This window comes from Amycolatopsis sp. Hca4 (assembly GCF_013364075.1).
In the GTDB taxonomy this organism is placed as follows: Bacteria; Actinomycetota; Actinomycetes; order Mycobacteriales; family Pseudonocardiaceae; genus Amycolatopsis.
The window spans coordinates 4,397,892-4,411,010 of sequence record NZ_CP054925.1; the positions used below are offsets into that span (position 1 = coordinate 4,397,892).

Annotated in this window: 14 protein-coding genes; 12 read left to right on the plus strand and 2 right to left on the minus strand. The window is 71.3% G+C overall.

From position 1 onward, the window contains the following. Window positions 1–63: 63 nt before the first annotated feature. From HUT10_RS19190 to HUT10_RS19245, 12 genes are all read left to right on the plus strand, one after another. Entirely contained in the window at window positions 64–1,047 is a 984-nt protein-coding gene (locus tag HUT10_RS19190) for a LacI family DNA-binding transcriptional regulator (RefSeq protein WP_176177904.1), read from the plus strand. After that, complete coding sequence (locus HUT10_RS19195; protein WP_176172477.1) at window positions 1,044–2,081, plus strand: class I mannose-6-phosphate isomerase; 1,038 nt, start codon at window positions 1,044–1,046, stop codon at window positions 2,079–2,081. The genes HUT10_RS19190 and HUT10_RS19195 overlap by 4 nt, the downstream gene beginning before the upstream one ends. Beyond that, window positions 2,078–2,842 (plus strand): ATP-binding cassette domain-containing protein, encoded by a 765-nt coding sequence (locus HUT10_RS19200; RefSeq protein ID WP_176172478.1) that lies wholly within the window; start codon window positions 2,078–2,080, stop codon window positions 2,840–2,842. The genes HUT10_RS19195 and HUT10_RS19200 overlap by 4 nt, the downstream gene beginning before the upstream one ends. Continuing rightward, window positions 2,839–3,888, plus strand: coding sequence for an ABC transporter permease (locus tag HUT10_RS19205; RefSeq protein WP_176172479.1), 1,050 nt, complete (start codon window positions 2,839–2,841; stop codon window positions 3,886–3,888). Before HUT10_RS19200 ends, HUT10_RS19205 begins: the two co-directional genes overlap by 4 nt. Window positions 3,889–3,929: 41 nt before the next feature. Beyond that, window positions 3,930–4,922, plus strand: coding sequence for an ABC transporter substrate-binding protein (locus HUT10_RS19210; RefSeq protein ID WP_176172480.1), 993 nt, complete (start codon window positions 3,930–3,932; stop codon window positions 4,920–4,922). Between the two features lie 265 nt (window positions 4,923–5,187). Continuing rightward, window positions 5,188–5,883: a hypothetical protein gene (locus tag HUT10_RS19215; RefSeq protein WP_176172481.1), complete on the plus strand. Its 696-nt coding sequence runs from the start codon at window positions 5,188–5,190 to the stop codon at window positions 5,881–5,883. A gap of 47 nt (window positions 5,884–5,930) precedes the next feature. Next, complete coding sequence (locus tag HUT10_RS19220; RefSeq protein WP_176172482.1) at window positions 5,931–6,983, plus strand: sensor histidine kinase; 1,053 nt, start codon at window positions 5,931–5,933, stop codon at window positions 6,981–6,983. Continuing rightward, window positions 6,980–7,735 carry a LytTR family DNA-binding domain-containing protein gene (locus HUT10_RS19225; protein ID WP_176172483.1) on the plus strand — a complete coding sequence of 252 codons (756 nt, stop codon included), beginning with the start codon at window positions 6,980–6,982 and terminating at the stop codon, window positions 7,733–7,735. Before HUT10_RS19220 ends, HUT10_RS19225 begins: the two co-directional genes overlap by 4 nt. After that, complete coding sequence (locus HUT10_RS19230; protein ID WP_176172484.1) at window positions 7,732–8,079, plus strand: hypothetical protein; 348 nt, start codon at window positions 7,732–7,734, stop codon at window positions 8,077–8,079. The genes HUT10_RS19225 and HUT10_RS19230 overlap by 4 nt, the downstream gene beginning before the upstream one ends. Then, the gene (locus HUT10_RS19235) at window positions 8,079–9,803 is read left to right on the plus strand and encodes a cation acetate symporter (protein WP_176172485.1); all 1,725 of its coding nucleotides are present in this window, start codon (window positions 8,079–8,081) and stop codon (window positions 9,801–9,803) included. The genes HUT10_RS19230 and HUT10_RS19235 overlap by 1 nt, the downstream gene beginning before the upstream one ends. A 70-nt stretch (window positions 9,804–9,873) precedes the next feature. Further along, a complete protein-coding gene (locus tag HUT10_RS19240) occupies window positions 9,874–10,233 on the plus strand; it encodes a DUF485 domain-containing protein (RefSeq protein WP_176172486.1) in 360 nt (119 codons plus the stop codon). Continuing rightward, window positions 10,230–11,840, plus strand: coding sequence for a cation acetate symporter (locus HUT10_RS19245; RefSeq protein WP_176172487.1), 1,611 nt, complete (start codon window positions 10,230–10,232; stop codon window positions 11,838–11,840). The genes HUT10_RS19240 and HUT10_RS19245 overlap by 4 nt, the downstream gene beginning before the upstream one ends. 68 nt (window positions 11,841–11,908) lie before the next feature. Here HUT10_RS19245 and HUT10_RS19250 read toward each other — a convergent pair whose 3' ends face one another. Both HUT10_RS19250 and HUT10_RS19255 read right to left on the minus strand, forming a co-directional pair. Further along, window positions 11,909–12,646: an isocitrate lyase/phosphoenolpyruvate mutase family protein gene (locus tag HUT10_RS19250; protein WP_176172488.1), complete on the minus strand. Its 738-nt coding sequence runs from the start codon at window positions 12,644–12,646 to the stop codon at window positions 11,909–11,911. Then, entirely contained in the window at window positions 12,643–13,104 is a 462-nt protein-coding gene (locus HUT10_RS19255) for a carboxymuconolactone decarboxylase family protein (protein ID WP_176172489.1), read from the minus strand. The genes HUT10_RS19250 and HUT10_RS19255 overlap by 4 nt, the downstream gene beginning before the upstream one ends. Window positions 13,105–13,119: the final 15 nt, after the last annotated feature.

Sequence of the window (13,119 nt, forward strand, 5' to 3'; positions counted from 1 at the left end):
ACGTTGTCTCCTCTGGGCCGGGACCGGGACGGCAGCACGCGCACCGCGAGCAGGCGGGCCACGATGAGCGACGTGGCCCGGCTGGCGGGCGTGAGCATCAAGACCGTCTCGCGCGTGGTCAACGACGAACCGGCGGTGCACCCCGACACCGCCGAGCGGGTCATGGCCGCCATCGAGCAGCTGGGGTTCCGGCGCAACCTGGGCGCGCGGAACCTGCGCCGCGGGTCGACGACCGGCACCATCGGGCTGATCGTCGAAGACGTCGGCAACCCCTTCTACTCCGAGCTGAACCGCGCGGTCGAGCGCATCGCGACGTCGTTCGGCCGCCAGGTGCTCACCGGCTCGTCGGAGGAGAACTCCGACCGCGAGCGCGAGCTCGTCCTGGAGTTCTGCGCGCGGCGGGTGGACGGCATCCTCGTCGTCCCGGCCGGCCTGCAGCACGGCTACCTGGTGCCGGAGATGCGCGCGGGCACGCCGGTGGTGTTCATCGACCGCCCGGCGGGCGACATCGTGGCCGACACCGTGCTGGTCGACAACCTCGGCGGCACCATCGAAGCCGTCACGCACCTGGCGCGGCACGGGCACCGGCGGATCGCCTTCCTCGGCGACAGCCCGGACATCTTCACCGCGGCCGAGCGCCTGCGCGGGTTCCGCGAGGGCTGCGTGCGCAACGGGATCTCCTACGACGAGGCGCTGGTCTCGATGGGGACGCCGACGCCGGACTCGGTCGGCAACGCCGTCAAGCGGCTGCTCGACGGCCCGGACGCGGCCACCGCGGTGATCGCCGGCAACAACCGGGTCGCCGTGCACGTGCTGCGCGCCCTCGCCCACGCCGAGCGCCGCCCGGCGATGGTCGGGTTCGACGACTTCGAGCTGGCGGACCTGCTGGACCCCCCGGTCACCGTGGTCGCGCACGACGTCAGCGCACTGGGCCACGCCGCGGCCGAACTGCTCTTCGCCCGCGTCCAAGGAGACCAGTCCCCGCCCAGAAAGGTAGTCCTGCCCGTGCATCTCGTCGCCCGTGGTTCCGGTGAGGTCGCCCCGTGACCCTCGAACCGATCCGGCTCCCCGCCAACCAGCCGCCGCAGTTCTACCGCGGCGGCGACGCCATCGCACGCCTGCGGGGCGCCTCGCCGGACAAGAAGTTCGGCCCGGAGGACTGGGTCGCCTCGGCGACCACGATGTTCGGCCAGGAGACCAACGGCCTCACCCGCCTCCCGGACGGCGCCTGGCTGCGTGACGCCGTCGTGGCGAACCCGAACGGCTGGCTCGGCGCGAAGCACGTCGAGGCGCTCGGGACGTCGACCGGGCTGCTGGTGAAGCTGCTCGACGCGGGCCAGCGGCTGCCCGTGCACTTCCACCCGGACGACACCTTCGCGAAGCAGCACTTCGACTCCCACTTCGGCAAGACCGAGGCGTGGATCGTGGTCGGCACCCACGGCGACGACCCGCGCGTCTACCCCGGTTTCAAGGAGACGCTGCCGAAGGCGACGGTGGCCGAGTGGACGCGGGAGCAGGACGTCCCGTCGATGCTGGGCGCGCTGAACAGCATCCCGGTGTCCGCGGGCGACACCGTCTACATCCCGGCCGGCCTGCCGCACGCGATCGGCGAGGGCGTATTCGTCGTCGAGCTGCAGCAGCCGACCGACTTCTCGCTCACCATCGAGTGGCGCGACTTCCTCGCGTCGCCGGAGAAGGGCCACCTCGGCCTCGGTTTCGACACCGCCATCGAGGCGCTGGACACGTCGGGCTGGGACGCCGAACGGCTCGGCACGATCATCAAGCGCACCGCGGGCGACCGCGCGTCCACCGTGGAGCTGCTGGCCGGCGGCTCGGAGCGGTTCTTCCGAGCCGAACAGCTGCGCACCGACGAGTTGACAACGTTGTCACTCGATCCGTCCTTCGCGGTCCTGGTCGTTCTGGACGGCGAAGGCACTCTGCGGACCGAGCACGGCGGCGAGCACGCGCTGGCGAAGGGCGACACCTACGTCGTCCCGTTCGACGCCGGCCAGACCGAGCTGTCCGGCACGGCGACGGTGATCCGCTGCCGCCCGCCGGCGCCGGAAGAGAGGCACGGATGAGCGAAATCCTCCTGGACGCGGTCGACCTGACCAAGCACTACGGGTCCGTCGAAGCCCTGCGCGGCGCGTCGTTCCAGGCGCGCGCGGGCGAGGTGACGGCGCTGATCGGCGACAACGGCGCCGGCAAGTCGACGCTGGTCAAGTGCCTCTCCGGCGCCGAGCAGCCGACGTCGGGCCGGATCCTGCTGGACGGCCAGGAGGTCCACTTCGACTCCCCCACCACGGCCCGGCGAATGGGCATCGAGACCGTCTACCAGGACCTGGCCGTGGCGCCCGAACTCGACCCGGCGGCCAACCTGTTCCTCGGCCGCGAGATCCACCGCAAGGGCATCCTCGGCAAGCTCGGGATGCTGGACAAGAACGAGATGCGACGGCAGGCGATCGAGGAGTTCCAGCGCCTCGGCGTGACGCTGCAGAGCACCGACGTCCCGATCGGCTCGCTGTCCGGCGGGCAGCGGCAGAGCGTCGCCGTCGCCCGCTCGGTCGTGTGGGCGTCGAAGGTCGTGTTCATGGACGAACCGACCGCGGCGCTGGGCGTCGTCCAGCGCGAGCGCGTGCTCGACGTCATCAAGAAGGTGCGCGACAAGGGCATCGCCGTCGTGCTGATCAGCCACAACATGCCGGAGGTGCTGTCGGTCGCCGACCGCGTCGAGGTGCTGCGGCTCGGCAAGCGCGTCGCCCGGTTCACCGGATCGGACACCAAGCTCGAAGACCTCGTCGCCGCGATGACCGGCGCCCTCGTGCAGGAGGAAGCGGCATGAGCGTGTCCACTCCCTCGAAAGAAATCCAGGAGTCACCCGAGGCCGGCTTCGGCAAGCGGCCGCTGGGCAAGCGCCTGGTCGGCGCCAACACGTTCTGGATCGCCCTGGTCCTGGTCGCGCTGATCGTGGTGTTCAGCGCGATCGCGCCCGGCGAGTTCCCGACGCTGTTCACCTTCCAGACGCTGCTCATCGAGACGGCCGTGCTGCTGGTGCTGTCGGTCGGGATGACGTTCGTCATCATCACCTCCGGCATCGACCTGTCCGTCGGCTCGGTGCTGATCTTCGCCGGCATGGTCGCCGGCAAGGTGATGGAGGCGATGTCCGGCGGCAACGCCTCCGGTGCGGGCTGGGGCGTGATCACCGTCGGCCTGCTCGCCGCGGTCGTCGCCGGCACCGCCTGGGGCCTGGTCAACGGGTTCCTCATCGCGGTGGCGGGGATCCCGCCGCTGATCGTCACCCTCGGCACCATGGGTGCCGCCCTCGGCGCGGCCTACCTGCTCAACAACGGGTCGGACGTGCGGAGCGTGCCGGTGGTGCTCAACCAGACCCTCGGCTACGGCACCTCGTTCGGCGTCGTGCCGAACCTGGTCATCGTCGCCGTGGTGATCACCGTGATCGGCGCCTGGCTGCTGCACACGACGAAGTTCGGCCGGTACACCTTCGCGGTCGGGTCCAACGCCGAGGGCGCGCGGCGCGCCGGCATCGGCGTCACCCGGCACCTGCTGAAGGTGTACACGCTGACGGGATTCCTGGCCGGCATCGCCGGGTTCCTCTCGCTGGCGTACTACGCGTCGACCACGATCTCGGCGCACACCACCGACAACCTCAACGCCATCGCCGCGGTCGTGATGGGCGGGACGAGCCTGTTCGGCGGCGTCGGCTCGGTGCTGGGCACGGTGATCGGCGTGTTCATCCCGGCCGTGCTCAAGAAGGGCTTCAACATCACCCACGTCCAGGACTTCTGGCAGATGATCGCCGTCGGCGCGGTCCTCATCGCCGCCGTCTGGTTCGACCAGCGACGCCGCCGCCGTCGCAACTCCCGCTGAGTTCCCCACAAATACGGTTCCCCAAGTACAACGAGGTGCTTATGAAGCTGACCAAGACTCTCACCGCCATGGGTGCCGTGGTCTCCGCGGCGGCGCTGCTGACCGCGTGCGGCTCCGGCACGGTCGGGCAGACCGGGTCCGGCGACCAGGCCCAGTCCGGGAACAAGAAGCTGGCGCTCATCCCGGGCGTGCAGGCCGAGCCGTTCTACATCTCGCTGCAGTGCGGCGCGCAGGCCGAAGCGAAGAAGCTCGGCTACGAACTGACCACGCAGGCGCCGCAGAAGTTCGACGCGGCGATGCAGACCCAGCTCGTCAACGCGCTCGGCTCGAACCCGCCGGCCGCACTGCTCATCGCCCCGACCGACGACACGGCGATGCTCGCGCCGATCCAGCAGGTGAAGAACCGCGGCGCGAAGATCGTCGAGGTCGACACCTCGCTGAAGGACACCGGCGTGGCCGTGTCCTCCGTGTCCTCCGACAACGCCGCCGGCGGCAAGCTCGCCGCGCAGACGATGGCGAAGCTCGCGAACGGCAAGAGCGGCTCGGTCCTGGTGCTCGACACGATCGCCGGCACCTCGACCACGGCCGCCCGCGCCAAGGGCTTCGAGGACGAGCTGAAGAACACCCCGAACCTGAAGTCGATCGGCGTCCAGTTCACCCAGAACGAGCCCGACCAGGCGGCGTCCAAGGTGACCGCGGCCCTGTCGTCGACGCCGGACCTCATCGGCGTCTTCGCGACCAACCTCAACACCGGCGAGGGCGCGGCGACCGGCCTGCGCAACGCGGGCAAGGTCGGCGCGGTCAACCTGATCGGCTTCGACGCCAGCCCGTCCGAGGTCGAGGGCCTCAAGAACGGCCAGTACCAGGCCCTGATCGCCCAGGACCCGGCCTCGATCGGCACCCAGGGCGTCCAGCAGGCGGTCGCGGCCATCGAGGGCAAGCCGGTGACGCGGAACCTCACCGCGGAGCTGCACTCGATCACCAAGGCGGACATGGACGCCAACTCTCAGTACTTCTACAAGCAGTCCTGCTGATCTGTGTCATTCCGGGGCTTCGCCCCGGGCCGGGGGCTCCGCCACCCGGAACCCCCGAAAGCCGGGTCCGTCAGAGTCCTGCGGGTGATATACGCCATCCGCAGGGCTTTGACCAGCGGTGTTCACCGCCGGTGATCGGCCACTGCCGGTCACCGCGGTGGGGGAACCGCTCACCGCACCACCCGTTTCGCGGACGGGTGGTCCGCGTCACACTCATTTGCACATGCATTTGCACTACCAGATGCATGATCGCAGGGAGGGTGCGATGAACTACGAGCGGCCGGCCATGCACCGGACGATCTTCGCCGTGGACGTCGAGGGCTACGGCGACCAGCGCAGGACCACACCACACCGCCTGGCGTTGCGCGACGGGCTGTACCGCGCGCTCCACCGGGCGTTCGACGACGCCGGCGTCCCGTGGGGCGACTGCCGTCGCGAGGACTGCGGCGACGGGGTGTTCGTCCTCGTCCCGGCGGAGGTGCCGAAGGGGCCCTTCGTGGAGTTCCTGCCCGCCGCGCTCGCCGTGGCGCTGCACCGGCACAACCGCACGCACGACCCCGGGGCCCGGATCCGGCTCCGGATGGCGCTGCACGCGGGCGAGATCGCCTACGACGACCACGGCGTCACCGCGCCGGCGATCAACCAGACGTTCCGGCTGCTGGAGGCGCCGCCGCTGAAGGACGCGCTCAAGTCCTCGCGCGGGGTGCTGGCGCTGATCACGTCGGCGTGGTTCTTCGACGAGGTGGTCCGGCACAGCGAAGGCCTCGACCCGACGACGTTCCGGCCGGTCCCGGTGGCTGTCAAGGAAACTCGCACGACCGGGTGGATCTCGTTGCCGGACCGGCCCTACCCCGCGAACGCGAGCCTGCTGGGCGACGTCACGTCGATCGACGCCTACCGGACCTGGCGCCGCTTCCGCCGCCACGCCCAGGTGCTGGCCGACCGCGACGGGCCCGCGTAGCCGTAGGATCTACTGCCCTGGACACCGTCGCCCGAGGGGAGGGCCCGATGACCGTGCACCTGCGCCCGGCGTCCCGCGCCGACCCGCTGCCGGTGCTCGCCGCCGCCCGCCGGATCACCGACGACCTGCGCGACGGCCTGGCCGGCACGCCGGCCCGCCGCGCGGCGCACCGCCTGCGGCGGCTCTTCGGCTTCCCCGGCCTCGGCCTCACCGACCTGTCCGGGTCCCTGCTGTGGTCGGGCCGGCCGGGGCCGGACGCGGTCGTCGCGCAGGTGCTCGACGGCGTGCTGCACAGCGAAGAACCCGGCTCGGCCCCCGACGTGCTGGTGCTGCCGCTGCACGTCCGCGACGAGCTCGCCGGGGCGCTGCTGGTCGTCGGGGACGTCCGGGACGCGGCCGCGGCCCAGGCCGCCGACCTCGTCGTGCAGGCGCTCGAGCGCGGGCGGCTGGAGGCGTCGGCGGAACAGGCCGCCCAGGCCGAACTGCGGGCGCTGCGGGCGGAGATGTCACCGCACTTCGTCTACAACGCCCTCACGGTCATCGCGTCGCTGGTGCGCTCGGACCCCGACCGCGCCCGCGACCTCATGCTCGACTTCGCCGACTACACCCGCTACAGCCTGGCTCGCCACGGCGAGTACACCGTGGTCGCCGAGGAGTTCCGCGCGATCGAGACGTACCTGGCGCTGCAGAAGGCGGTGCTCGGGGAACGGCTGCGCGTCCAGGTGCGGGTCGCGCCGGAGATCCTCGCCGTCGCGGTGCCGTACCTGGTGCTGGAACCGTTGGTGGAGAACGCGATCCGGCACGGCATCGAGCCGCGGTCGGGCACCGGGCAGGTCCAGGTGCACGGCCAGGCGGAAGGGAACGACTGCGTGATCTTCGTCGAGGACGACGGCGTCGGCATGGACCCGGAACGGGCGGCGGACCTCCTCGCCGGCCGCGTCGGCGAGGACGACCCGGCCGGGCTCGGACTGGCCAATGTGGACAGACGGCTGCGGGACGTCTACGGCGCCTGGTACGGCCTCACCGTGGAAACCGAGGTCGGCGCCGGCACCCGGGTGATCGTGCGGGTGCCGCGGTTCCAGCCGGGGGTGCTGCCGTGACGGGGCTTCGCGTGCTGGCGGTCGACGACCTGCCGCCCGCGCTGGACGAGCTCTGCCGCATGCTGCGCGAAGCGCCCGAAGTCGGCGAAGTCGTCGGGGCGGCTGACGCGCTGAAGGCGTTGAAGCTGCTTCAGGCGGATCGCTTCGACGCGGTGTTCCTCGACATCTCCATGCCCGGCCTCGACGGGCTCGAACTGGCGTCCCTGCTGGCGAAGCTGAGCGAGCCGCCGGTGATCGTGTTCGTCACGGCGCACGACGGGCACGCGGTCGCGGCGTACGGCATCGGCGCCGTCGACTACCTGCTCAAGCCGGTGCGCACCGAACGGCTGGCCGCGGCGCTGGCGAAGGTGCTCAAGATGGCGACCCCGGCGTCCCGGCCGACCCCGGACGCGATGGCGGCACTGCCGGTCGAGTCGGGCGGGCGGACGCGGTACGTCCGCCGCGACGACGTCCTGTTCGTGGAGGCCCACGGCGACTACGTCCGCCTGCACACGCGCGGCGGGGTCCACCTGGTGCGGATGCCGATCTCGCGGCTCGAGGAGTACTGGGAGGGCACCGGGTTCAGCCGGGTGCACCGGGGTTTCCTGCTGGCCGTGGGTGCGGTGCTGGAGCTGCGCAGCGACACGGCGGGCGGCCTGCTGGCCCACACCGAAGCGGGGGACGTCCCGGTCAGCCGCCGCCACGCCCGTGACCTGCGCGACCGGCTGCTGGAGGCGGCGCAGCGCGGCCAGCTCGGCTCGGGTTCGCGATGAGCAGGACCCGCCGGGTCGCCGTGACCAGTCCGCAGACCCGGCTCGCCCACGCCCGCCGCCGGTCGCGCGGCCGCTGGCGCCAGCCGCGGCTGCCCGCGGCCGACACCCAGCGGGCCACCGCTCTCTACGCCGCCCAGCGCCGTCGCGGGATTCCCGCGCTGGTGCTCATGTTCGCGTTGCTGCTCGGCCTCCCCGGTGTCTTCGCGCTCTTCCCCGCCCTGGACACCGTGCGCCTGCTGGGCATCCCGCTGTCCTGGCTGCTGCTCGCCGTCTTCCCCTACCCCGCGATGGCGCTGCTGGCCCGCTGGCAGCTGCGCCGCGCCGAGCGCATCGAGGACGAGTAGTGGGCGTCGCCCTCGCCGTCGCGCCGGTCGTGCTCGTGACGCTGCTGATCGGCGTCCGCGGGGTCGCCGCGATGCGCACGACGTCGGACTTCCTCGTGGCGTCCCGCCGGATCTCGCCGCTGGTGAACTCGGCCGCCGTCTCGGGCGAATACCTCTCGGCGGCGTCGTTCCTCGGCATCGCCGGGCTCGTCGTCAAGGACGGGATCGGGGCGCTGTGGTACCCGGTCGGGTTCACCGCGGGCTACATCGCGATGCTGGTGCTCGTCGCCGCGCCGATGCGGCGCTCGGGTGCGCTGACCGTCCCCGACTTCGCCGAAGCCCGGCTCAACTCCCCCGCGCTGCGCCGCCTGGCCGCGGTCGTCGTGCTGGTGATCGGCACGATCTACGTCGTCCCCCAGTTCCGCACCGCCGGCCTGGTGCTCGCCGCGGTCGGCGGCACGCAGTACTGGGTCGGCGTGGTGCTGGCCGGCGCCGCGGTCAGCGTCACCCTGGCACTGGGCGGCATGCGCGCGGCGACGTACGTGCAGGCGTTCCAGTTCGTCCTCAAGCTGCTGCTGTTCCTCATCCCGGCGATCTGGCTGACGCTGCAGGCGGGCGCGGTCAACCGGACCGACGCGCTCAACCCCGTCGAGTTCACCCACTTCGCCCGCGAGACGCCGGTGCGGTTCGAGGTCGACGTGACCATGGAGATCCGCGAGCCGACACCGGTGCGGCGCAACGGCGTCGTCGAAACGCTCCCGCCGGGCGAGTTCACCGCACACAGCCAGGACGAGGTCGTGTTCGGCACGGGCGCGGCCGTCCCCGCGGTCCGCGGCGGCGCCGCGCTCGGCGGCCCGGACTGGCGGCGCCCGCTGCTCGACCTCGGCGACCAGGGCTACCCGCTGCTCGGCACCTGGGCCGTGCTCATCGCGACCATGCTCGGCACGATGGGCCTGCCGCACGTGCTGATGCGCTTCCACACCAGCCCGGACGGCCGCGCCGCGCGCCGCACCGCCGCGATCACGGTCGCGCTGCTCGGCGTGTTCTACCTCTTCCCCGGCATCTACGGCGTCCTGGGCCGCGTTCTCGTCCCGGGGCTGTACCTTTCCGGCGCCACCGACACCGTGGTCGTCGCCCTGCCGTACCAAGTGGACAGTGGCTGGGCGGGTGGCCTGTTCACGGCGCTGCTGACCGCGGGCGCGTTCGCCGCGTTCCTGGCGACGTCGCTCGGGCTGCTGCTGGTGATGTCCGGGGCGCTCGCGCACGACCTCGTCCCCGGCGGCCTGCGGCGGCTGCGGATCGCGGTGTTCGGCGTCGCCGGGGCGATGGTGCTGCTGGCGCTGCGCTCGGCCGAGCTCGACGCCGGCGTCCTGGTCACCTGGGGGTTCACGGTGGCCGCGTCGACGTTCTGCCCGCTGCTGGTGCTCGGCATCTGGTGGCCGCGGCTGACCGCGAACGGCGGGATCGCCGGCGTGCTGGCCGGGCTGGTGGCCTCGTCCGGCTCGATCCTGTTCGCGCTGGCCGGGCCGCCGCTGCACGGCTGGGTGGCGATCCTGGTCCAGCAACCGGCACCCTGGTCGGTACCCTTGGCGTTCGGCGTAATGGCGCTGGTCTCCCTGCGGGGCAGGCCCCCCGGCTGGTCGACGGCGGCCATGCTCCGCCTCCACCTGGACGAACCCCGTTCGACCGGACCGCGCGACCGTTCGTCAACCGTTCGTCGTCTGACCCGGCTGTTGAACCGCTGAATCTTCACGCGAGACTCACACGTCCCTACGGTGTCCCAGGTCACTTTCCGCAGCGTCGCAGGGAGCAGCGATGAGCACGACCGACACCGGCGGGCCCCCCGAAACTTCGGACACCCTCTGGGAGAAGGCGCACGAAAGCACCGAGTTCCGGGAGCTGCGCAGCCGCCTGCGCCGGTTCGTCTTCCCCATGACGGCGGTGTTCCTCCTCTGGTACCTGCTGTACGTGCTCCTCGCGGACTACGCGCACGGCTTCATGAGCACGAAGGTGTTCGGCAACATCAACGTCGGCCTGATCTTCGGCCTGCTGCAGTTCGTCTCGACGTTCGTGATCACCGGCCTCTACGTCCGGTACGCGAACCGGAAGCTGGACCCGGTGGCCGAGAAGATCCGTGAAGACATCGAAAAGGGCACTGCGAAGGAGCACGAATGAATGCCACCCTCGCCGCGAGCGTTGAGGGCAGCAACCCGCTCCTCAACATCGGCATCTTCGCTCTGTTCGTGGTCATCACCCTGGTGATCGTGTTCCGGGCCAGCCGCAACACGAAGACGGCGTCGGACTACTACGCCGCCGGCCGCGCGTTCACCGGCCCGCAGAACGGCATCGCCATCTCGGGTGACTACCTGTCGGCGGCGTCGTTCCTCGGCATCGCCGGCGCGATCGCGATCAACGGCTACGACGGCTTCCTCTACTCCATCGGCTTCCTGGTGGCGTGGCTCGTCGCGCTGCTGCTGGTCGCGGAACTGCTGCGCAACACCGGCAAGTTCACCATGGGCGACGTGCTGGCCTTCCGGATGAAGCAGCGTCCGGTGCGGGCCGCGGCCGCGACGTCGACGCTGGCCGTGTCGTTCTTCTACCTGCTGGCGCAGATGGCGGGCGCCGGTGGCCTGGTGGCGCTGCTGCTCGGCGTCGAAGGCAGCGGCGCGCAGGCGCTGGTCATCGCCGTGGTCGGCGTCATCATGATCGCCTACGTGCTGATCGGCGGCATGAAGGGCACCACCTGGGTGCAGATCATCAAGGCGGGGCTGCTCATCGTCGGCGCGCTCGTGATCACCCTGTGGGTGCTCGGCAAGTACGGCTTCAACTTCTCGCAGCTGCTGCAGGCCGCCGTCGACAAGGCGGGCAAGGCCGGGCAGACGCTGCTCGGCCCGGGCAAGCAGTACGGCGCCACCGGCACGTCGAAGCTGGACTTCCTGTCCCTCGGCATCGCGCTGGTGCTGGGCACGGCCGGCCTGCCGCACGTGCTGATGCGCTTCTACACCGTCCCGACGGCCCGCGACGCTCGTCGTTCGGTGGTCTGGGCGATCGTGCTGATCGGCGTGTTCTACCTGTTCACGCTGGTGCTGGGCTACGGCGCCGGTGCGCTGGTCGGGCCGGACGCGATCAAGAAGGCGCCGGGCGGCGTGAACTCGGCGGCCCCGCTGCTGGCGCTGGAGCTGGGCGGGCCGGTGCTGCTGGGCCTGATCTCCGCGGTCGCCTTCGCGACGATCCTCGCGGTCGTCGCGGGCCTGACGATCACGGCGTCGGCGTCCTTCGCCCACGACGTCTACGCGAACGTCGTCAAGCGCGGCAAGACGTCGCCGGACTCGGAGGTCAAGGTCGCCCGGATCACCGCGGTGGTGATCGGCGCCCTCGCCATCGGCGGCGGCATCCTGGCCAACGGGCAGAACGTGGCCTTCCTGGTGGCGCTGGCCTTCGCGGTCGCGGCGTCGGCGAACCTGCCGACGATCCTCTACTCGCTGTTCTGGAAGCGGTTCAACACCCAGGGCGCGCTGTGGTCGATCTACGGCGGCCTGGCCATCACGATCGTGCTGATCATCTTCTCGCCCGCGGTGTCGGGCAAGCCGACGTCGATGATCAAGACCGCGGACTTCGCCTGGTTCCCGCTGAGCAACCCGGGCATCGTCTCGATCCCGGCCGCGTTCATCCTCGGCTGGCTGGGCACGGTCCTGTCCAAGGAGCACGACGAGAAGAAGTACGCCGAGATGGAGGTCCGCTCCCTGACCGGTGCGGGCGCCGAGAAGGCCGTCGTCCACTAGGTTTCACCGACACCGAAGGCCGTCGCGAGGGTGTTCCCGATCCCCTCGCGGCGGCCTTCGGCCATTCTTCAGTACGGCAGCTTGCCCTCGGCAACGCTCTTGAGCGTGCTTTCCAGCTGCGTGCGGAGGTGCTGCCAGAGCCCGCCGCCCAGCGAAATCCTCGCCACCCCCAGATCGGCGAGGCTCTCCAGGCCCGGGCCGCCCGGCCAGGCGGCCGTGTTGACCGCGCCGCCGGTCTCCCGCACGAACTCCGCGATCAGCTCCGGAGTCCGCAGGTGGATCGGGTAGACGCAGTCGGCACCCGCTTCGAGGTACGCCTTGGCCCTGGCGACACCGGCCTCGAGCGCCTCCTGCGGATCCACGCCGCGGAAGGAGTCGACGCGGGCGTTGATCACCAGGCCGTCACCCGCCGCCTCGCGCAGCGCGGCGATCCGGGCCGCCTGCGCCTCGACCGGCCGCACGTCACCGGTGGCGTGGTGGGTGTCCTCGAAGTTGCAGCCGACGGCACCGGCGTCGAGCAGCCGGGCCGCCAGTTCGGCGCCGGAGAGGCCGTAGCCCGACTCGGCGTCGACGGTGACCGGGACGCCGACCGCCTTGGCGATCCGCGCGGCGGCGGCGAACATCTCGGCCGCGGGGGCCTGCTCGCCGTCGGCGAACCCGAGCGCGGCCGCCACCGCGACCGAGCTGGTCGCGACGGCGGGGAACCCGGCGGCCTCGACGAGCTTCGCGGTGTCGGCGTCCCAGACGTTCGCGAGCACCAGGGGCTTGCCGGGCACGTGCAGCGCCCGGAGCGCGGCGGCGCTCACGCGTCCCGCTTCGGCAGCGGCGTGTGGCTGGTGATGGTCATCCGGTTCCAGCTGTTGATGGCGATGACCTCCCACGCGACCGCGCGGTACTGGTCCTCGGTGAACACCTTCGCGGCCTGCTCGTAGACGTCGTCGGGCACGGTCTGCGTCGCGGAGAGCTTGGTCATCGCTTCGGTGAGGGCGAGGGCGGCCTGCTCCTGCTCGGTGAACAGGTCGGTCTCGCGCCAGCCGTCGAGCACGAACAGCCGCCGCGGCGACTCGCCCAACTCGAGCGCGTCGCGGGAGTGCATGTCGAGGCAGTACGCGCAGCCGTTGAGCTGCGACGCGCGGGTCTTCACCAGTTCCAGCAGCTTGGGGTCGAGCCCCGCGTTGGCGCCGGCCTTGTTCACCTCGGCCTGCAGGTTCGCCATCGCCTGGTAGAGCTCGGGAGCGCCCCCGAGCGCGATTCGCTTGGTCATGCCGTCCACGCTAGT